We start from the raw sequence: 19,267 nt of genomic DNA, 5'->3' as shown, positions 1-19,267 counted from the left end.
CGACCCGGTGGTGCCCGACGAGGCGGTGGCGGCCTTCCAGGACGAGCTGCGCACCCGCCCCGACCTGGACTGGCAGGTCATCACGTACTCCGGCGCCGAGCACGGATTCACCCTGCCGGGCGGCGCGTACCACCCGGCGGCCGACGCCCGCAGCTGGCGCGAGCTGACGGCCTTGCGGCCAGTGCGGTCATCGGCGGGCAGCAGGCGACGAGGCCGGTCAGGTGCCGACGGTGCGGTTCGGATAGGTCGTCAGGTCAGGTCATGAGCCAGGCGGCCAGCCGCCGCGGCGATGGCGGTCTGCGCTGCTGACGGGCACGGGTCTGCCGGGGCGGCCCGGCGTGCCAGCAGTCGCTGTGCGCGATGACCGTCTTCCCCACCGCAGCGGCGAGCCCGTGCCACAGCTGCCACTGGTCACTGACCTGCACCGCGCCGGCTGCGCCCTGGCGGATCGCTTCGACGTTGCGGCACGTCAGGCGTCGCACCCGCACCTCGTGGTGTACCCCACGCCCACCGACCGGCAGGTCCGCCAACCGCCGCACGTGGTAGGCATGCACCCGCCCGGTCTGCCGCCCACACGCAGGGCAGGCCACCGCCACCGGCAGGCTCGCCAGCGGGCGTAACCGCGCAGAAGTCGGCCGAAGGTACCCCTTGACTCTGCTGCTGACTGGGCTAGTGTTCAGACCACCTGCTCACCGGATCAGCTGTTCGGTGAACGGACGCCAGCTGCCAAAGTTGCGGCGCATGCCGGGCTCGAGCCGACCTTGACCGTGGGAACTGGGCCTCCGCGCCCTTGGATGCCAGTGGAGGATCGATGTCTTCGCTCACCTACACCTACGAGAACATCGACAAGGTCATCGACCGGTCAACCTGGGTGGCTTCGACGATTGATCCGGGCAAGACGATGTTGCTCGTCCTGGACATGCAGAAGGCGTGTGCCGAGCCCGGGGGCGCCATGTACATCCCGAGCGTCGGTGGAGCGCCGGAGGGCAAGGACGTCGTCCAGCCTGTGGTCGACGTGCTCGAGGCGTGCCGTGCCAAGGGCATCCCGGTCGTCTGGTCGCTGTGGGGCCTTCGCGGCGACGGCAAGGACGCCGGCTACGCCGACCGCAAGTGGGGCCTCGAAGGCCAGCTGTCGACCTTCCCCGGCTCGTGGGGCAACGGCGGCGACGAGCTGGTCGACGAGCTCAAGCCGCTCGACGACGAGCCGGTGATGCGCAAGCACCGGTTCTCCTCGTTCTACGGCACGCCGTTGACCGAGTACCTACGCCGCGCGGGCTGCGACACCTTGGTCGTCGCCGGCCTGTCCACCGGCAACTGCCAGATGGCCACCGCCATCGACGGCAACAACCAGGACTTCAAGATGATCGTTCTGGCCGACACCACCGCCGCCATCCCCGCGTCCATCCCCGGTGGCACCGAGCAGCCGCTGGGCTACGGCCAGCACTGGGAGGCGCTGCGCAACATCCAGGCCAACCACGGCGACGTGCGCACCAGCGTCGAGTTCCTCCGGATGATCGGCGCCTGACCGCCATCCTCGACGGCATCCGAAACACCGAGCAACACGCAAGTACGAAGAGAAGGAACGTGAGATGTCGCTTTCAGCCAAGCGCGTGGCCCTGCTGATCGAAGACGAATACCAGATCCTTGAGGGCTGGTACCCCTTGCTGCGCCTGCAGGAGGCCGGCGCCGACGTCCGGGTCATCGGCAGCGGCACCAAGGAGTCGTACGACAGCAAGGAGCACTACCCGATGCGGGCGGACGCCGGCGCGCCGGACGTGTCCGCCGCCGACTTCGACGCGGTCATCATTCCCGGCGGGTTCGCCCCCGACAACATGCGCCTGCACCCGGAGATGATCGATCTCGTCCGCGAGGCGTACGAGTCGGGCAAGCTCGTCGCCGCCATCTGCCACGGCGGTTGGATGCTCGCCTCGGCCGGGGCCACCAAGGGGCGGAAGATCACCGGCTACCTGCCGATCAAGACCGATGTCGAGAACGCGGGCGGCACGTGGGTCGACGCGCCCGTCGTCGAGGACGGCAACGTCATCACCTCCCGCACACCGGTCGACCTGCCTCAGTTCGGCCGGGCCATCGTCGAGTACCTCGGGCGCGCCTGACCACCTGCCGTCGGTTGCCGCCGGACCCGCCAGGACGGGCGGCGACCCAGGTCCGGTGATCGCCTTCGGTGCCGCCCCTGCCACCGAACGCCCGTTCGAGAGGAGAGAGATATATGGCCTATTCGTCCAAGCCGGAGCCGGTCGACGCTATCGTCGTCGGGCTCGGCGCGACCGGTGGCACCGCGGTGAAGGTGCTTGCCGAGGCCGGTATGAAGGTCGTCGGCTTCGACCGGGGTCCTTGGCTGCGCGCGCACGAGCACTACTCCGGCGACGAGGTCAAGTACGTCAACCGCAACTACCTGTGGCCGGACCCCAAGCTGTTCCCCCGGACGCTGCGCCACGACGAGCATTCGGTCGCCGAGGTCTTCCCGTTCTCGCCGACCCCGCAGCTCGTCGGCGGCGGCACCAACCACTGGGCCGGCTGGGTGCCGCGACCGCGCGAGTCGGACTTCATCCAGCGCTCGCTGCACGGCGACCTTCCGGGCGCGAGCCTCGCCGACTGGCCGATCCGGTACGAGCACCTCGAGCCGTACCTGACGAAGGTGGAGTGGGAGTTCGGCGTCTCCGGCGTCGCCGGCGCGGACAAGTACGAGCCGTTCCGCAGCCGCCCGTACCCCAGCGAGCCCCTGCGGCCGACCCGGTTCGGCCGGCGCTTCTATGACGCCGCCAAGAAGATGGGGTTCAACGCGTTCCCGATCCCGCACGCCATGGTCACGAACCGGCACAAGGGCCGCGACCCGTTCAACAAGACCAGCTTCTGGAACCAGTACGGCGACCCGAGCGGCGCCCGGTCGAACACCCTCACCACGTTCATCCCGGAAGCCGTGGCGACCGGCAACTTCGAGCTGCGCTCCGAATGCTTCGTCCGGGAGGTCAAGGTCGGCAAGGACGGCCGGGCCACCGGAGTCGTCTACATCGACCCGGAAGGACGCGAAGTCGAGCAGGACGCCAAGGTGGTCGTGTTGAGCCTGGGGGCGATCGAGTCGGCCCGCCTGATGCTGATGTCACGCTCCGCGCAGCACCCCGACGGCCTGGCCAACTCCAGCGGTCTGGTCGGCAAGAACGCCACCTTCCACGAGTACGTCTTCGCCGTCGGCCTGTTCGACAAGGAGGTCGACGACCCGCTGTACGGCTGGGCCGGCAACTACATCAGCGGCGGCACGTTCGAGTTCTACGAGACCGGCAAGGACCGTGGCCACATCGGCGGTTGCCTGATCTCGGCCTCGCAGACGGTTCACCCCGTCAACTGGGTCTTCCCGGGCCGGCCGAGCTGGGGCAGTGCCCTCAAGGACGCCGACCGCGACTACTTCAACTACGCGATGAAGATCGGCGCGATCCTGCACGACATGCCGCGCGAGTCCAATCGGGTCGACCTCGACCCGACCGTCAAGGACGCGTGGGGCCTGCCGGTGGCCCGGATCACCCACCGGCCGCACGAGAACGACGTGCGCATGAGCAAGTGGCAGGTGGACAAGAACGCCGAGATCCTCGAGGTGGCAGGCGCGCGCAAGACGGTGCCGGTATACCTCGACCGGATGACCGGCAACACCTGTCACCAGCACGGCACGGCACGGATGGGCAACGACCCGGCGAAGTCGGTGCTCAACGAGTGGTGCCAGACGCACGACATCGACAACCTGTTCGTCGTGGACGGCTCGGGCTTCCCGACCTCAACCGGTGTCAACCCGACGCTGACCATGATGGCCAATGCCTGGCGTGCGTGCGACTACATCGTCGAGACGTACGCCAAGGGCCGCGAAGAGCACATCAAGGTCGCCTAGCCAACGCGTTTCACCGAGGAAGGAGGACTTGTGACCCTCAAGGCAGACTGGGAGATCGTCGGATCGCCGATCGACCCCGACTCGGACGAGCGGCTGTTCTTCACCCAGCACGAGTGGGAGACGGTCGAGGCCGCCACCGCCCGCATCATCCCGACCGACCACGACCCGGGGGCGCGTGAAGCGCGGGTCGTCGTGTTCATCGACCGGTACCTGTCCGGCATCGACTACATCTTCGCCGCGGCCGACGGCAGCGGGTTCCTCAAGCTGACGGGCAAGTTCGCCGAGGCGTGGCGGGCCCGCATGTGGGACATGCAGCAGACCTACCGCGAGGGCATCCGCGACCTCGACGCGGCGGCCCGGAAGAGCTACGACGCCGACTTCAAGGACCTGACCGAGGAACAGCAGGACCGCGTGCTGGAAGCGTTCTCCGGTGCGCCCAAGCCCTCCAAGGTCACCCTGGGCACGACGGAGGCGGTGACCACGTTCCTGCAGGGCACGTTCGACGAGGGCCTGGGCTTCTTTCCCGCGTTGTGCCTGCACACGAAGCAAGGGTTCTACTGCGACCCGGTGTACGGCGGGAACAAGGACCACATGGGCTGGAAGGTCATCGGCTTCGTTGGTCCGAAGTCGCTGAAAGACACCATGGACGGCACCTACGACACGACCCAATATTTCATGCCGGGCGACTACACCTGGGAGGAGTTGGTCCCGCACCTGCGAGACCACCCGTTCCAGCCGGCCGCCCAGTAGCCGAGCGCGTGGGGTCCGGGCGCGCCGCTCGGATCCCACCGGTGCTGTCAGACGGGTCGGTGGCAAAACGGCAATGGTATTCTCGTGTTCAGGTCACCTGACCATTGTTTCGGCATCGTTGTCGATGTGAACAGGGTCCTACGGTCGCTTGGCGGAAGGGGGTTACGGAGATGATCGGCATCGGTCCCGGCGGCATCGAGCCGGTCCGCCGGCTGAAGGTCGCCGACTCGGTCGCGGCCCAGTTGGAGCAACTGATTACTCGCGGCGACATCAAGCCGGGGGAGAAGCTGCCGCCGGAGCGCGTCCTGGCCGAGCGGTTCGGCGTCGGGCGCAGTTCGATGCGGGAGGCGATCCGCGTCGTGGAGGCCAACGGCATGCTGCGGACCGACCACGGCCGCGGCGTCTTTGTCGTCAGCGACAAGAAGACGATGCCCAAGCTGTCCGATCTGCTGGTGTTCGACGACTTCACCGTGCCGGAGCTGTTCGAGGTCCGCCTGTCGCTCGAGCCGGACGCGGCCAGTTTTGCCGCCCGGCGGATCACCGCGCCGGAAGCCACCGACCTCCAGCGGATCCTGACCGAGGCCGAGAACCCGCAGCTGAGTGACGACGCGTTCGTCAAGCTCGACGCCGAACTGCACCGCGCCATCGTCGCGGCCACCAAGAACAGGTTGCTGCTGCGGCTCATGGAGAGCATCGAACCGCTCTTTTTCAAGTATTCACACCGCGTCATCAAACTGCCCGGCCGCCGTTCGCACGCGCACGCCGGACACGTCGCGCTCGTCCAGGCCATCATCGGTCACCGGGTGCGTGATGCGCGCACCGCGGCGCTGGCCCACATCCGTGAGGTCGAGCGGGACATCGTCGAACACCTGGAGCAGGCTGCCGAGCGCAAGTAGCGAGGCGACAACACATACGCGCCGCTGCCGGACCGACCGGCAGCGGCGCTTTGCGGTCCGGCAGCGAAGGTGCATCGTTCTCGCCCGGTGCACCGGCCCGTCGGCCGGCCGTCGCGAAGAGACACGCCCACCGCCGGCGTGGTGTGGTGCAGATGCGTGTGGACCACGGCCCGTACGTCGTGCGGCGTGAGCCCCGGCAGCTGCCGGGCCGGGTGCTGGTGCGGCGCACGCGCGGGCGGGTAGCAGCCGCTGGGTCCGGCGCCCAGGTGGCGACGGGATCGTCGATGACACCCGGGTCGTTGCCGGTGTCGATCAGCGCATACCCGGAGGTGGTGCCGACGAGGACTTCATGCACCGGCTTCCTCGGCGCTGACGTGCAGGCAGCGCAACAGCATTGCCATCGAGGTCGCGCCGGCGTCGACGTGTCCACGGCTACGATCGCCGAGGTAGCTGCCCCGCCCCATCCTGGCCACCATGGACGCGGTGGCGTCGCGGCCATGCTCGGCAGCCGCGGCGGCGCGGTCAAGGGCCGTGAGGAGGTCGGCGGGTCGGGTGGCAGATGATTCGAGCTCGGTGACGGCCGGGTGGATCGCGTCGAGGAGCGTCTTGTCGCCGGGAGCCGAGCCACCGAGCTCCCGGATGCCCGCCAGGGCGGAGCGGAGGCCCTCGGTGAGGGCGGCGAGGTCCAGTGCGCTCCGGCCCTCGCCGACGTCGCTCAGGCGCAGGAAGAACGTGCCGTACAGCGCCCCGCTGGCGCCGCCGACGGAGTTGACGATGGCCATGGCGACAGCCGCCAGCTGGTCCTGAACGTCGCCGAACTCGCGGTCCTTCAGCAGGGCCCGCACCGCGGCGGCGCCCTGGGCGAGATTCGAGCCGTGCTCGCCATCGCCGGTGGCGGCGTCGAGCTCGTTCAGGTGGGACTCGGCCGCGATGACCTCGGCGCAGAAACGCTCAAGCCATGTCGTCACAGTGCCCTGCGACAGCGTCGTGGTCATCTCATGCTCCCCAGCGCAGCGATGGAGTGTGTACGGGCCGGTCCCAGAGCTCGAGCAGCTCGTCGTCGGCGCGCAGCACCGTCAACAGCGCGCCGTGCGAGTCGAGCGACGTGATGTAGTCGCCGACCAGGCTCCGGACGGGCTCGACGCCATGTTTGCCGAGGCGGTCCGCGACCGCCGCGAACAGCCCGTACAGCTCGATGGCCGGGGTCGAGCCGAGGCCGCTGAGCAGGACCAGGACGCGGTCGCCGGGCTGGGACCGCAGTTCGACGGTGATCCGATCGAGCATGACGTCGGCGATCTCGTCGACCGGTGGCAGGGGCCTGCGTTCGTGGCCGCGGTCGCCGCCGATGCCGACACCGACCTCGTACTCCCCGTCGGGCAGCTCGAACGTGCGCCGCCCCGTCCTGGGGTTGGTGCAGGAGCTGAGCGCGACGCCGAATGTCCGGCTGTGCTCGACGACCCGGCGGGCGAGGGCGGCCACGTCGTCGAGGGGGCGCCCCTCCTCGGCGGCGGCGCCGGCGATCTTCTCGACCAGCACGGTGGCGCCCAGGCCGCGGCGCCGGCCCGCCAGCTCCGGCGGGAACGACGTGTCGTCGTTGACGAGGACCTTCTCGATCCGGATCCCCTTGCGGCGCAGGATCTCGGCGGCCAGGCCGAAGTTCATCACCTCGCCCCCGAAGTTCTTGATGATGTACAGCACCCCTGCGCCGTGGTCGGCGCGTTGGGTCGCCGCCATGATCTGGTTCGGCACAGGGGATGAGAACACCTCGCCGGGGCACGCGGCATCGAGCATGCCGAGCCCGACATAGCCGGCGTGCAGCGGTTCACAGCCAGAGCCGCCGCCGGAGATGAGGCCCACCTTGCCGGCGCGGACCGGTGCCCGGCGCACGACGATGCGGTGTTCCGGGTCGTACTCGACGACACCGGGATGAGCGGCAGCCAGCCCGCGCAGGTAGTCCGGGACGACCGTCGAGGCGTCGCCCATCATCTTCTGCATCCTGCCCGCTTCCTCTCTGTCGAGGAGAACTGAGATCAACCTCTTGACTTTGTGGTGCGGGTCTCAGGATATTGGTCCGACCACCCGATCACAAGACCAGTTGTTCTGGAGGGAGCAGGTATGGAGACGCCATCTCCCGTGCCCGACGAGGCGCAGCGGTCCGCGGACGCTCCGCACCTGCGTATGACGAACATTCACAAGCGTTTCCAGGGCGTTCAGGCCCTGGACGGGGTGAGCCTGCTGGTGCACGGCGGTGAGATCCACGCCCTGCTCGGCGGGAACGGCGCGGGCAAGTCGACGTTGCTGAACGTCCTGTCCGGCCTCGTCATACCGGACTCCGGCACCATCGAACTGGCCGGCCGGGAAGTGTCCATCGGGCATCCCCGGGAGGCGCAAGCCTTCGGCATCAGCACCATCCACCAGGAACTGTCCACCGTGCCCGACCTGACCGTCCTGGAGAACATCTTTCTCGGGCGGGAGAAAGCGCTGACCGGCAAAGGCTCGGTGCTGCTCAACCGGCGCCAGATCGCCCGCCAGATCCAGGACCTCGCCGGCGAGTTCGGCATCACCAGGTCCGAACTGTGGCGCCCGGTCGGCGAGTTCGGGGCGCTCAAGAAGCGGGTCATCGAGATCGTCAAGGCTCTCGCTGTACCGCCCAAGATCTTGATCCTCGACGAGCCGACCTCAGGCCTGGAGGAGCACGAGAAGACCTTGCTCTTCGAGCACATGCGCAGTCTGCAACGCCGGGGCGTCGCCCTGATCTGGGTCACCCACCACCTCGACGAGGTCTTCGGCCTTGCCGACGTGGTGACCGTGATGCGCGACGGGCGCACCGTCGCTCGCACCAAGACCGCCGCACTCACCAGGCGCGAACTGGCGGTGCAGATGTTCGGCGGCGATGCGACGCAGCTCATGGAGTCCGCCGAGACGTTGGCGCCGTCGCGGCGGCGGGCCGGTGACCAGCTCGACCGGCCGCGGCTGCGGGCGGTGAACCTGACCCGGCCCGGGGTGCTCCGCGACATCTCCTTCGACGTGCGGCGTGGGGAGATCCTCGGCATCGGCGGGCTGGCCGGCGCCGGGCGGACCGAGCTGGTGCGGGCCCTGATGGGCCTGGACAAGCTGAGCTCCGGCCGCATCGAGATCGACGGACGGCCCCGCCGGATCGCACACCCCAAGGCGGCATACAAGGCCGGCCTTGCGATGGTGCCCGAGGATCGCAAGCAGTTGGGCATCCTGCCGGACTTCTCGGTTGCCGAGAACATCTCGGTCTCCGAGCTCGGCCCCGTCACGGCGGCCGGTGTGCTGCGCGGGCGACGTGAGCGCGCGCTCGCCGACTCGTACATCCGCAGCCTCGGGATCAAGACCCCAAGCCCGGCCGAGCCGATCCGCAACCTCAGCGGCGGTAACCAGCAGAAGGCGATCATCGCCCGCTGTCTGAACACCAAGCCGTCGATCCTCATTTTCGACGAACCGACCCAGGGCATCGACATCCACGCGAAGGCCGAGGTCCACCGCCTCATCCGGGACGTCGTGGAGAAGGGCACCTCGGTCATCGTCATCGCCTCGGAGTTCTCCGAACTGATCAGTCTGTGCGACCGGGTGATCGTGCTGAACCGTGGAGCGCTCGTCGGCGAGGTCCGCGACATTCCCCACCGCGTGGCGACAGAGGGCTACGACGCCGTCAAGCACGCCATCATCGACAAGGCATCGAGAGCTGACCGATGAAGAACTTCCGCTCCGGCGCCGCTCGGTTCCTCGGAATCGAGGGCGTCCCCATCCTCCTGGCCTTCGTGGCCGTCGCCATCGGCTTCGCGCTGGCCGTGCCGTCGTTCGCCGAAGGCGACTCCGTCAAGTACTACCTCAACGAAGAAGTACCGATCTTCATCATCACGGCGGGGCTGGCCTTCGTCATCATCGCCGGTGGGATCGACCTCTCGGTCGGCGCCGTCCTGGGCCTCAGTGCCGGCACCTCGCTGTGGGCATCGATGCACGGGTTCAACTCGGTGGTGTCCGTCCTCGTCGGGGTCGGGACCGGGCTGACCTTCGGACTCGTCAACGGCCTGGTGATCGTGAGGTTCCGGCTCAACGACTTCATCGTCACCCTCGGCACGCTCAACATCGCCGCCGGCCTGCTTGTGGTGCTCACCGACCACGTGCAACTGGTCGGCACGCCCGACGCGGCGTTCCTGGGCATCGCCGGCACGACCGTCGGCGGCTTGACGAGCGCCATGATCCTGGCCGTCGTGGTCATCGCGGCATTGCACCTCGTGCTCGTGAGGACCGCCTTCGGCCGCCGGATCCGAGCCGCCGGCACAGGCAGCTCGCCGGCGCTGGTGGCCGGCCTCGACGTCGGGCGGCTCAAGGTCTACGCATACCTCGTGTCGGGCGCCATGGCCGGCTTCGGCGGTGTCCTGCTCGCCGCCCGCCTCAACTCCGTCCAGGCCGGCATGGCCGGCGGCTACGAGCTCGTCGCGGTCGCCGCGGCGGTGCTCGGCGGAGTGAGTCTCGCCGGCGGCCGGGGCGGCATCTGGCAGGCGGCACTCGGCGCGCTGCTGCTCGTGACCCTCAAGCAAGGTTTCCGGCTGATGGGCGTGGACCCGCTCATCTTCTCCATCATCACCGGCCTCTGCATCCTCGTCGGCGTGATTGTGGATCGCGGTGTCCGTCGCTTCGCTCTGACGCTGCGCACCCCCCAACCTGTGCAGGCACCGGCCGGCGACCTGCAGCCGGCGACAACTAAGGGGCAATGATGACCACCCTCACCACCGAGCGGGTGCCCGCCACCACCGGTCGGACGTCCGCCCTGCGCATCCGGATTCTGCGCGATCCCTTGTTCGGGATCCTCGTGCTGCTCGTCGTCGTGGCCGTCGTGATGGCGCTCACCGAGCCGGCGTTTGCCACCTCCGGCAACCTCACCAACATCATCAACTCGATGATGACCGTGAGCTTCCTGGCGGTCGGCATGACCGTGGTCCTCATCGCCGGCGGCCTCGACCTGTCGGTCGGGTCGGTGATGGGCCTGAGCGCCGGCGTGGTGGCCAGCTGCCTGAACAACGGGGTGCCGCTGGCCGTCGCGTTCCTCGCCGCACTGGCCGTCGGTGCCGGCATCGGCCTCGTCAACGGGCTGCTCATCACGAAGCTCGGCATCCCGGACTTCATCGCGACCCTGGCCATGCTCGGCCTGGCCGGCGGGTTCCTGCTGTACTGGACCGCCGGCGTGCCGATCCTCGGCTACATGACCGATGCGTACTACTACATCGGCGGGCTGCGCCAGATCGTCGGACCGATCACCGTGCCGATGCTGCTGATCGTCGTGGTCGGCGTCGCGGTCTCGGTGTTCCTGCGCCGGACCACATACGGCGTGAAATTCTATGCGGTCGGCAGCTCGGCGACCGGCGCCATGAACGCCGGCATCCGCGTCGACCGCATCAAGATCGCCGCGTATGTCATCAGTGGGCTCCTGGCCGCCGTCGCGGGCATGCATATCGCCGGCCGCACGACCACCGTGCCGCCCCTGATCGGCAACGGTTACGAGATCAGTGCCATCGCGGCGGCCGTGATCGGCGGCGCATCGCTGTCCGGAGGCAGAGGGCGCGTGATCGGCGCGCTGGTCGGCGCCCTGACCCTGACCCTGACCCGCAACATCATCAACCTGACCGGCGTCGAGTCGAGCTGGCAGGCCGTCGTCACCGGTCTCGTCCTCGTCCTCGCCGTCCTGGCGAACCAGGCGTGGAGCGGCATCGCCCGATCGATCGGCGCTCCCCGTCGCTGAACTCCCGCCCCCGTCCGACTGGCAAGACCACACCCCAAGGAGATCGACATGGCCAACTTCGATGGACTATCTCGGCGAGGGATGCTGCGCACCGCCGCGCTGCTGACCGGTATCGGCGCGGGCGGGTCGCTGGCGGCGTGCTCGCCCAATGGCGCGGCGAGCGGGGCGGGTGGCGGTGGCGCCGCCGCCAGCGAGTCGTTCGACGAGGCCGTCAAGAAGATCGTCAACGGCAGGGAGATCAAGGTCGGCTTCACCCCGCCGGTCCTCTCCGAGAACTTCACCCAGATCGAGCACGCCGCCTGGCGCAAGATGCACGAGTACGAGCAGCGGTTCGGCTGCCGCTGGGTCTGGGAGCGGCAGGCGCCGGTCGGTGACTTCAACGCCGTCCAGGGCACCCTCGGCATCGTGCAGTCGTGGGTGTCGCGCAAGTTCGACGCCGTCGCGGTCTGCACGGGCGCCAACTTCGCGACGGTGCAGAGCCTGTACCGCGACGCCACGGCGAAGGGTGTCAAGATCTACCAGTTCAATCAGCCGGCCGAGCTGTACCCCGAGGACCAGTTGCAGACCGTCACCAACGTCGGCTACGACAACCGGTGGCAGTCCGGCTACCTCGCCGGCAAGTACATCGCCGAGAAGCTCAAGGGGCAGGGCAACATCCTGCAGATCTGGGGCCCGTCGGGGTCGGACTGGACCCGTGGCCGCAAGATCGGCTTCAACAAGGCCCTCGCCGAGAACCCGGGGATCAAGGTGGTCGGCGAGGCCGACGGCGGCTACGTGCGCGACAAGGGCTTTGCCGCCGCGCAGGACCTGCTGACCAAGAACCGGGACGTCAAAGCCATCTACGGCGAGAACGAGGAGATGGCGCTCGGCGCCTCCCAGGCCATCGACACCGCCGGCCTCAAGCACTGGGACGGCTCCGACGGGATTCTGACCATCGGCGCCGACGGACTGGTCTCGGGGTACAAGCAGATCAAGGCCGGCAAGCTGACCGCCACCGTCGACATCGGCGGCGTCGACCAGGGGCAGAACCTCATCGAGGCGATCTTCGTCTCCGCGGTGCTCGGCCAGTCGGTGACCCAGTTCAGCAACAACCCGACCCAGGTCGTCGACAAGACCAATGTGGACTGGCACCAGCAGTACACCGAATGGGCCCTCGCGGCGCCGAAGAAGTACGGCGTCTGAACCCGGCAACCGCGTGGCGGCCGCTCCTGGCCGCCACGCGTGCACCCCGCTGTCGAGCAGCCATGATTCGAACGGATCAGGTCGCACAGCCTTTCAGCACCACTGTCGAGGAGGCGCTGGCGGTTGCCGATCAGCGCGCGCTACGACACGGAGGCGCAGCCGCCGAAGGCGTGCGACGCGATCCTGCCCGGCTGCCCGCTCAACGCTCGCTCCGGGCACCGGCCGGCAGCAGGTGCGCGACCTCGGGAGCGGTCGCGGCGAGCGCGATCGCCCGGCGCTCCGCTTCGACCTCGAAGCCCGTCGCCCGATGGGAGTGCTGGCGCATGTGCTCCTCCCAGCTCGGCACCTGGAACGCCTCCACGAACGTGGACGGATGCTCACCCTCGCGGTACAGCCGCCACCGCGTCGCGCCGGTGCGCCGCCGGTCTTGCCCCACCCGCTCCATGGCGTCCACGAACGAGGCCTCGTTCATCGGCTCGACCTGGTAGGTCACGGTGACGAGCACCGGGCCGGTCTCGGGCTCCGGTTCGAGCTCGAGATGAGGCACCGGCCAGTACACCGTCGGGTTCCGGTCGATGTGGTGGGTGTCGAACAGCGGCAACAGCCGGATGGTGGCGGCGCCGAGCAGCATCGCGGCGCCGGCGGCCGCGAAGGCCCAGGCCAGGCCGGCGCGTGTGGCCACCGTGCCCCACAGCAGCGCGCCGATCGCCTGGCCGCCGAAGATCACGATCTGGTACACCGAGAGCCCGCGCGCCCGCACCCACACCGGCAGGAACAGCTGCATCTGCGCGTTGATGTTGGACAGGACCGCCACCCACGCGATGCCGGCCGGCACGAGCGCGACGGTCACCGCGAGCATGTCGTGCCACAGCGCGATGAGCAGCAGGCAGCCGGCGTAGGCGGCGCTGGCCGCGAGCAGGGCGACGTTCGTCGGCACCAGCCGGTGCAGGTGCGGCAGGGCGATCGCGCCGATGATCGCGCCGACGCCCAGGGCGCCCATGAGCGCGCCGTACCCGCCCGCGCCGACGCCCAGCAGCCGGCTCGCGACGAGCGGCAGCAACGCCCACAGCGCGGTGGCGGGCACCACGAACAACGTGGAGCGCAGCAGGATCCGGCGGGTCACGGGAGAGTGGCGCACGTACCGGCCGCCGGCGCGCAGCGCGGCCACGAAGCGCTCCGGGTCCTCGCTCGCCGTCATCGGCCCCGGCCGCCAGGCGATGAGCACGCCCGCGAACACCGCGATCGACAGGGCGTTGAACGCGAACACGCCCGCGATGCCGATCCGTGCGATCGCCAGACCGGCCAGGGCCGGGCCGACGGCGCGGGCGAGGTTGACGCTGACGGCGCCGAGCGCCGAGGCGTGGGCCAGTTCCCGGCGCGGTACCAACTCGGGGATGACCGCACCGAAGGCCGGGGCCGTCAGCGCCGCGCCGGAACCGAGTGCGAACGTCAGCGTCAGCATCAGCGCCGGCGTCATCGCGCCGAGCACGGTCGCGACCGCCATCGCGGCACCGATCATCGTCATGAACAGCTGGACGGCGATGAGCAGGTGCCGGCGGTCGAAGATGTCGGCGAGTGCGCCCGCGGGCAGGGCGAGCAGCAGCACCGGCAGCGTGGTCGCGGTCTGGACCATCGCGACGAGGATGTCCGCGCCCGGGGTGGACACCAGCAGCCACTGGGCGCCGACCGTCTGCATCCACGTGCCGATGTTGCTGACCAGCAGCGCGATCCACAGCGCGCGGTACGTCGGCACGCGCAGCGGCGCCCACGCCGAACTCGCCGGCCCGCTCACCTGTCCCAGCGTCGCGGTCACGCACGCCACGTACCCGCTGGGGGTGACTTGTCGCGCTGCTGCTGCGATTTTCGCGGATGTCCGGTCACTGCACGTGCACGAGGCCCTGTAACCGGCGCCCGTCGCGGGGTGCCGAGAGGGAAGACGAGGGCCGTGCGACCCCGTTGACACCCCCTTGAATCATCTCTAGTGTTCAGACCACCTGATGACCAGTCCACCGGGTCATGAGTCCAGATATGCATGTTCCGGGCGTAGAAATCACCTCGAGGAGTTGCAGATGGCCAACGGACGAAGCGCCGGCCGGGCGCGCGGCGCGCAGGTCGCGGCGGCCGCCGCCCTGGTGCTGGCGACGGCGGCGTGCGGCAACGGCGGAGGCGCCGGCGCGGCCGCCGACTCAGGCGGGAAGGGCAAGATCGGATTCGCCCAGGCGAACTTCGGCAACGGCTGGTACGAGGTGCAGGCCGACGGCGTCAAGTCCGAGATGGCCAAGCTCGGTTACGCGCTGACCACCGTCGGCGGTGAGGGGAAGCCGCAGACCCAGATCTCTCAGGTGCAGACGTTCATCTCCCAGGGCGTCAAGGGACTGGTGCTCAATCCGACCGATCCACTGGCTGTCGGCTCCAGCATCAAGGCGCTCAAGGACGCCAAGATCCCCTTTGTTCTCGTCAACACCTCCCTCGACCCGAGCCTGGCCGACAAGGCCTACTGCTACGTGGCGGAGGACGAGGTCGAAAACGCCCGGCAGATGGGCATCGAGATGGCCAAGGCGCTCAAGGCCAAGAACGCTCCGGGGCCCGCGAAGGCCCTCATGGTCAAGGGCTTTCCCGGCGACTCCAACAGCTCCCGGCGGGACAAGGGATTCAAGGAGGGCTACGCCTCCGTCGCCGGCGCCCCAACCCTGAACTGGCTCCCGGACGTCTTCGGAAAGTTCAACGCCGACGGGGCCATCGGTCCCGTCCGAGCCGTCGCCACGGCCAACCCCGACCTCCAGGTCGTCTTCACCGTGACCGACTCCATGCTGCCGGGCATCGAGACCGCGCTCAAGGGCGCCGGCTCCTGGGACAAGGTCCTCATCGCCGGTTACGACGCCCGCATGTCGGTCGTCAAGGAGATGGCGGACAGCCCCAACGGGCCGATCATCGCGACCGTCGCAAACAGCCCGTACGAGCAGGGCGTCATCGGCTCGCAGATGCTCGACAAGGCAATCAAGGGCGTGCCGCAGTCCGAGGCGTGTCCGGGAGGCAACTACTTCCTCAAGCCGACGGTCGTCACGCCGGCCGACGCCTCCACGTACTACAAGGCCGACAGCCCGTACTGATCGGCCGCACACGTCCCGGCTGATCGCATCCGAACCGCCCAACACAGGAGATCAGGTGAACCACGTGCGCACGACCCCCGGCGTTCCGGTGCTCTCGCTGCGAGAGATCTCCAAGAGCTACACGGGCGTGCCGGCGCTCTCCGGCGTGAACCTCGACGTTCACGCCGGAGAGGCGATCGGCCTCATGGGGCAGAACGGCGCCGGGAAGTCGACCCTCGTGAAGATAGTTTCCGGCGCGCAAGGCCCGTCCGCCGGCACGATCGCGATGGGCGGGCGCGCCGTCCGGTTCCAGCGGCCGGCGGACGCCCAGGCGGCCGGAATCCACACTATCTACCAAGAGCTCAGCGTCGTGCCGCAGCTGACGGCGGCCGAGAACATCTTCCTCTCCGACCTGCCCCGGCGTGGGGGCGCGGTCAACTGGGCGAAGCTGCGCCGAGAGGCGCGTGACGCGCTGGGCTCGCTCGGCTTCGACATCGACGTCGAGATGCGGGTACGCGACCTGACCCTCGCAGAGCGCCAGGCGGTGGAGATCGCCAAGGTCGTTCACCACAAGGCAAAGGTCGTGCTGCTCGACGAGCCCACGGCCACCCTGCCGACGCCGGACGTCGACAAGCTCCTGACCATTCTGCGCGGCCTGAAGGCCGACGGGGTGAGCATCCTCTACATCTCGCACCGGCTCGATGAGGTGTACGACATCTGTGACCGCGTCACGGTTCTGCGTGACGGCAGGCAGATCACCACGGCGTCCACGCAGGAGCTGACGGCGGACGAGGCCGTGCGCCAGATGATCGGCGACAAGCTCCTCGGCGGTATGGTCGGCCAGGTCGGCGGGGGAGCCCACCGGCGGCTCAACCCGAACGCGGTGGCCGGGAACCAGCCCCCCGCGCTCGAGGTGCGATCGGTCAGCGACGAGAGCATCCTGCGCGACATCTCGCTGACCGTCATGCCGGGGGAAGCGGTCGCGGTGACCGGCCTGCTGGGAAGCGGCCAGTCGGAACTGGCCGCCTGCATCTTCGGCAGTCGGTCGCGCACCGCCGGTGACGTCTACGTCAACGGGCGCAAGCTGTCCTCCCGCTCACCGCGCGCCACCATCCGGGCCGGTCTGGGCTGGCTGCCGGAAGAGCGCAAGGTGCAGGGTCTGGTCCTGGGCATGAGCGTGGCGCAGAACCTCACGGTCACCGACCTGAACCAGGTCTCCAAGCTTGGATTCCTGCGCCGGCGCGTCGAGCAGCGCCTGGCGAAGAAGCTGTCCAGCACCCTGGCGATCAAGACCCGCGGCGTCGATCAGCCGGTGGGCACCCTCAGCGGTGGCAATCAGCAGAAAGTCGTCTTCGGCAAGTGGCTGCTCGCCGGCAGCCGGGTGCTCATCCTCAGCGAGCCGACCCGGGGGATCGACGTCGCCGCCAAGGAAGAGATCTACCGGGAGATGCGCAACTTCCTCGCCGAAGGCGGCTCGATCCTCGTCTCCAGCTCGGAAATCGACGAAGCGCTGATGTGCGACCGCATCTACGTGCTCGGACGCGGCCGGGTCGTCGGGGAGTTCTCCCACGACGACATCGAGCACGACCGGCTTGTCTCGCTGCTGCGCTAGCCGGATCAAGCAACGCCCCAAGTTCTGTACCGAGACTGACAGGAGACCAAGTCGTGAGCGACGCTGCAGCCGCCAAGGCGCCCCCGCGCGCGGCGAGATGGACGCGACCACTCGTGCGTCAGGGTCCGCTGTTCCTCAGCATCATCGCCGTCCTCGTCGTCGGCAACCTGCTCTCGCCCTACTTTCTCAACAGCAACAACTTCCGCAACATCCTCATCACCGGCGCGGTGGTCTCGGTCCTCGCCGTCGGCCAGTTCATGGTGATCGTCACCGCGGGCATCGACCTGTCGGTCGGAGCCGTCGCCTCGTTCTCCACGGTGCTGTCCGCGGTGCTCATGAGCAAGGGCGTACCCGTGGTCTGGACCGTGCTCATCGTGCTCGCCGTCTGCGCCTGCTTCGGTGTCGTCAACGGCGTGCTCGTCGTGTACGGAGGGATCACCCCGTTCATCGCCACCCTGGGCATGATGGGAGTCGTCCAGGGCCTCGCCTACCTGGTCCAGGGCGGCACCTACGTGCGCATCAATCACCAGGGGTTCATCGACTTCTTCTCCGGTCAGCTCGGCAGCGTGCCGGTGCAGGTCATCATCTTCGTCGCCATCACCGTGGTGTTCGCCGTGACCATGCGGTGGAGTACCTTCGGCCGCGCGCTGTACGCCATCGGTGGCAATGCCGAGGCGGCGCGCCTGTCCGGGCTGCCCGTCCGGCGCAACCTCGTCATCGCGTACGCGACCTCCGCGACGCTGGCAGCCGTCGCCGGCTTCATGCTCGCGGCCCAGCTCGGTGAGGGCAGCTCCCAGTTGGGCCAAGGGCTGGAGCTCGACTCGATCGCGGCGGCGGTCGTCGGTGGGGCGTCCCTGTTCGGCGGTCTGGGCTCACCGGTCACCGCGGTCCTCGGCGGCCTGCTCATCGGCGTCATCGGCAACATCATGAACCTGCGTGGCGTCCCCGCCGAGCCCCAGCTGATCATCAAGGGAAGCCTGATCCTCATCGCCGTCTTCGTGACGTCCGGCCGCGGCTCCGCGATTCGTGCGGCTGCCGGCCGGAGGGCCAAGGCGATCTTCACCGGCCGTGACGGCCGGCACACCACACCGCTGGTCAATTCATCCGCGTCAGCGACCAACCCCCAGCTCCACGAACCGGCCAGTCGGGACGAAGCCCCGATCGCCTCGTGAGCAGGCACTGATCCGACCCCCTGAACCCGTCTAGCACCGTCATCCAAGGAGGAGCAATGTCTTCGCTCGACTTCACCTACGAGAACATCGACAAGGTCATCGACCGGTCCACCTGGGTCGCGCCGACCATCGACCCGGACAAGACCATGCTGCTGGTGTTGGACATGCAGAAGGCGTGTGCCGAGCTCGGTGGCGCCATGTACATCCCGAGCGTCGGCGGCGCGCCGGAGGGCAAGGACGTCGTCCAGCCCGTGGTCAACGTGCTCGAGGCCTGCCGCTCCCGGGGAATCCCGGTCGTGTGGTCGCTCTGGGGTCTGCGCGGTGACGGCAAGGACGCCGGTTTCGCCGACCAGAAGTGGGGGCTCGTGGGCTCGCTGGACACCTTCCCGGGCTCGTGGGGCAACGGCGGCGACGAGCTGGTCGACGAGCTCAAGCCGCTGCCGGACGAGCCGGTGATCCGCAAGCACCGATTCAGCTCGTTCTACGGCACCCCGCTCACCGAGTACATGCGTCGCGCGGGCCGCGACACCCTGGTCGTCGCCGGCCTGTCCACCGGCAACTGCCAGATCTCCACCGCCATCGACGGCAACAACCAGGACTTCAAGATCATCGTTCTGGCCGACACCACCGCCGCCATCCCGGCCGCCATCCCCGGCGACACCGACCAGCCGCTCGGCTACGGCCAGCACTGGGAGGCCCTGCGCAACATCCAGGCCAACCACGGCGACGTCCGCACCAGCGTCGAGTTCCTCGCGATGCTGGAGCAGGCCGACAAGGCCTGATGCGAGGGCATGACGGCCGGCGAGCGAGACCCGACGGCCGGCCGTCATGGCCGAGCACCCGGATGGGAGCGCGGCCGAGGCGGCGCGTCACCGCCTCGGTCCCAGCGCCTCGGGATCGAGCA

General features: G+C 68.8%; 18 protein-coding genes. 14 read left to right on the top strand and 4 right to left on the bottom strand.

Annotated elements, in window-relative coordinates; translation table 11 throughout:
* The coding region (locus ABD332_RS52860; RefSeq protein ID WP_344513471.1) for a dienelactone hydrolase family protein at nt 1-265 on the top strand (265 nt) is incomplete at its 5' end.
* Here the strand turns inward: ABD332_RS52860 and ABD332_RS52855 are convergent.
* Nucleotides 255-590 (bottom strand): transposase family protein, encoded by a 336-nt coding sequence (locus tag ABD332_RS52855; protein WP_344513469.1) that lies wholly within the window; start codon nt 588-590, stop codon nt 255-257. The two genes, ABD332_RS52860 and ABD332_RS52855, sit on opposite strands and share 11 nt — an antisense overlap.
* 221 nt (nt 591-811) lie before the next feature.
* On the opposite strand from ABD332_RS52855, the gene ABD332_RS52850 reads away from it, so the two are divergent.
* The 5 genes from ABD332_RS52850 to ABD332_RS52830 all read left to right on the top strand — a co-directional run bounded on the left by ABD332_RS52850 (nt 812) and on the right by ABD332_RS52830 (nt 5,541).
* Entirely contained in the window at nt 812-1,525 is a 714-nt protein-coding gene (locus ABD332_RS52850; protein ID WP_344513467.1) for a cysteine hydrolase family protein, read from the top strand.
* A gap of 64 nt (nt 1,526-1,589) precedes the next feature.
* On the top strand, nt 1,590-2,114 hold the full coding sequence (locus ABD332_RS52845) for a type 1 glutamine amidotransferase domain-containing protein (RefSeq protein WP_344513466.1): 525 nt from the start codon (nt 1,590-1,592) through the stop codon (nt 2,112-2,114).
* 113 nt (nt 2,115-2,227) lie between these two features.
* Nucleotides 2,228-3,895, top strand: coding sequence for a GMC family oxidoreductase (locus tag ABD332_RS52840; protein ID WP_344513464.1), 1,668 nt, complete (start codon nt 2,228-2,230; stop codon nt 3,893-3,895).
* Between the two features lie 30 nt (nt 3,896-3,925).
* Nucleotides 3,926-4,645: a gluconate 2-dehydrogenase subunit 3 family protein gene (locus ABD332_RS52835; RefSeq protein ID WP_344513462.1), complete on the top strand. Its 720-nt coding sequence runs from the start codon at nt 3,926-3,928 to the stop codon at nt 4,643-4,645.
* Nucleotides 4,646-4,815: 170 nt separating this feature from the next.
* Nucleotides 4,816-5,541 (top strand): FadR/GntR family transcriptional regulator, encoded by a 726-nt coding sequence (locus tag ABD332_RS52830; protein WP_344513460.1) that lies wholly within the window; start codon nt 4,816-4,818, stop codon nt 5,539-5,541.
* Between the two features lie 347 nt (nt 5,542-5,888).
* Here ABD332_RS52830 and dhaL read toward each other — a convergent pair whose 3' ends face one another.
* The gene (gene dhaL / locus ABD332_RS52825) at nt 5,889-6,536 is read right to left on the bottom strand and encodes a dihydroxyacetone kinase subunit DhaL (protein WP_344513459.1); all 648 of its coding nucleotides are present in this window, start codon (nt 6,534-6,536) and stop codon (nt 5,889-5,891) included.
* Between the two features lies 1 nt (nt 6,537).
* The gene (locus ABD332_RS52820; protein WP_344513458.1) at nt 6,538-7,536 is read right to left on the bottom strand and encodes a dihydroxyacetone kinase subunit DhaK; all 999 of its coding nucleotides are present in this window, start codon (nt 7,534-7,536) and stop codon (nt 6,538-6,540) included.
* A gap of 120 nt (nt 7,537-7,656) precedes the next feature.
* Between ABD332_RS52820 and ABD332_RS52815 the strand changes: the two genes are divergently transcribed.
* The 4 genes from ABD332_RS52815 to ABD332_RS52800 are packed head-to-tail and all read left to right on the top strand — an operon-like array spanning nt 7,657 to nt 12,490.
* The gene (locus tag ABD332_RS52815) at nt 7,657-9,261 is read left to right on the top strand and encodes a sugar ABC transporter ATP-binding protein (protein ID WP_344513457.1); all 1,605 of its coding nucleotides are present in this window, start codon (nt 7,657-7,659) and stop codon (nt 9,259-9,261) included.
* The gene (locus tag ABD332_RS52810) at nt 9,258-10,286 is read left to right on the top strand and encodes an ABC transporter permease (RefSeq protein ID WP_344513455.1); all 1,029 of its coding nucleotides are present in this window, start codon (nt 9,258-9,260) and stop codon (nt 10,284-10,286) included. Before ABD332_RS52815 ends, ABD332_RS52810 begins: the two co-directional genes overlap by 4 nt.
* Complete coding sequence (locus ABD332_RS52805) at nt 10,286-11,308, top strand: ABC transporter permease (protein WP_344513453.1); 1,023 nt, start codon at nt 10,286-10,288, stop codon at nt 11,306-11,308. Before ABD332_RS52810 ends, ABD332_RS52805 begins: the two co-directional genes overlap by 1 nt.
* A 48-nt stretch (nt 11,309-11,356) precedes the next feature.
* On the top strand, nt 11,357-12,490 hold the full coding sequence (locus tag ABD332_RS52800) for a sugar ABC transporter substrate-binding protein (RefSeq protein ID WP_344513451.1): 1,134 nt from the start codon (nt 11,357-11,359) through the stop codon (nt 12,488-12,490).
* Nucleotides 12,491-12,689: 199 nt separating this feature from the next.
* Here ABD332_RS52800 and ABD332_RS52795 read toward each other — a convergent pair whose 3' ends face one another.
* On the bottom strand, nt 12,690-14,303 hold the full coding sequence (locus ABD332_RS52795) for an MFS transporter (protein ID WP_344513449.1): 1,614 nt from the start codon (nt 14,301-14,303) through the stop codon (nt 12,690-12,692).
* 256 nt (nt 14,304-14,559) lie between these two features.
* Here ABD332_RS52795 and ABD332_RS52790 point away from each other — a divergent pair, with 256 nt between their 5' ends.
* The 4 genes from ABD332_RS52790 to ABD332_RS52775 are packed head-to-tail and all read left to right on the top strand — an operon-like array spanning nt 14,560 to nt 19,145.
* On the top strand, nt 14,560-15,600 hold the full coding sequence (locus tag ABD332_RS52790) for a sugar ABC transporter substrate-binding protein (protein WP_344513447.1): 1,041 nt from the start codon (nt 14,560-14,562) through the stop codon (nt 15,598-15,600).
* Nucleotides 15,601-15,655: 55 nt separating this feature from the next.
* A complete protein-coding gene (locus ABD332_RS52785; RefSeq protein WP_344513445.1) occupies nt 15,656-17,191 on the top strand; it encodes a sugar ABC transporter ATP-binding protein in 1,536 nt (511 codons plus the stop codon).
* Nucleotides 17,192-17,244: 53 nt separating this feature from the next.
* Nucleotides 17,245-18,363, top strand: a complete 1,119-nt coding sequence (locus ABD332_RS52780; protein ID WP_344513443.1) for an ABC transporter permease — start codon at nt 17,245-17,247, stop codon at nt 18,361-18,363.
* A 56-nt stretch (nt 18,364-18,419) separates the two neighbouring features.
* Nucleotides 18,420-19,145, top strand: a complete 726-nt coding sequence (locus ABD332_RS52775; protein ID WP_344513442.1) for a cysteine hydrolase family protein — start codon at nt 18,420-18,422, stop codon at nt 19,143-19,145.
* The last annotated feature ends 122 nt before the right edge of the window (nt 19,146-19,267 follow it).

This window comes from Dactylosporangium maewongense, assembly GCF_039531485.1.
Lineage (GTDB): Bacteria > Actinomycetota > Actinomycetes > Mycobacteriales > Micromonosporaceae > Dactylosporangium > Dactylosporangium maewongense.
The sequence above is the reverse complement of the archived record's forward strand: the minus strand, read 5'-3'. Positions and strand labels throughout refer to the sequence as shown.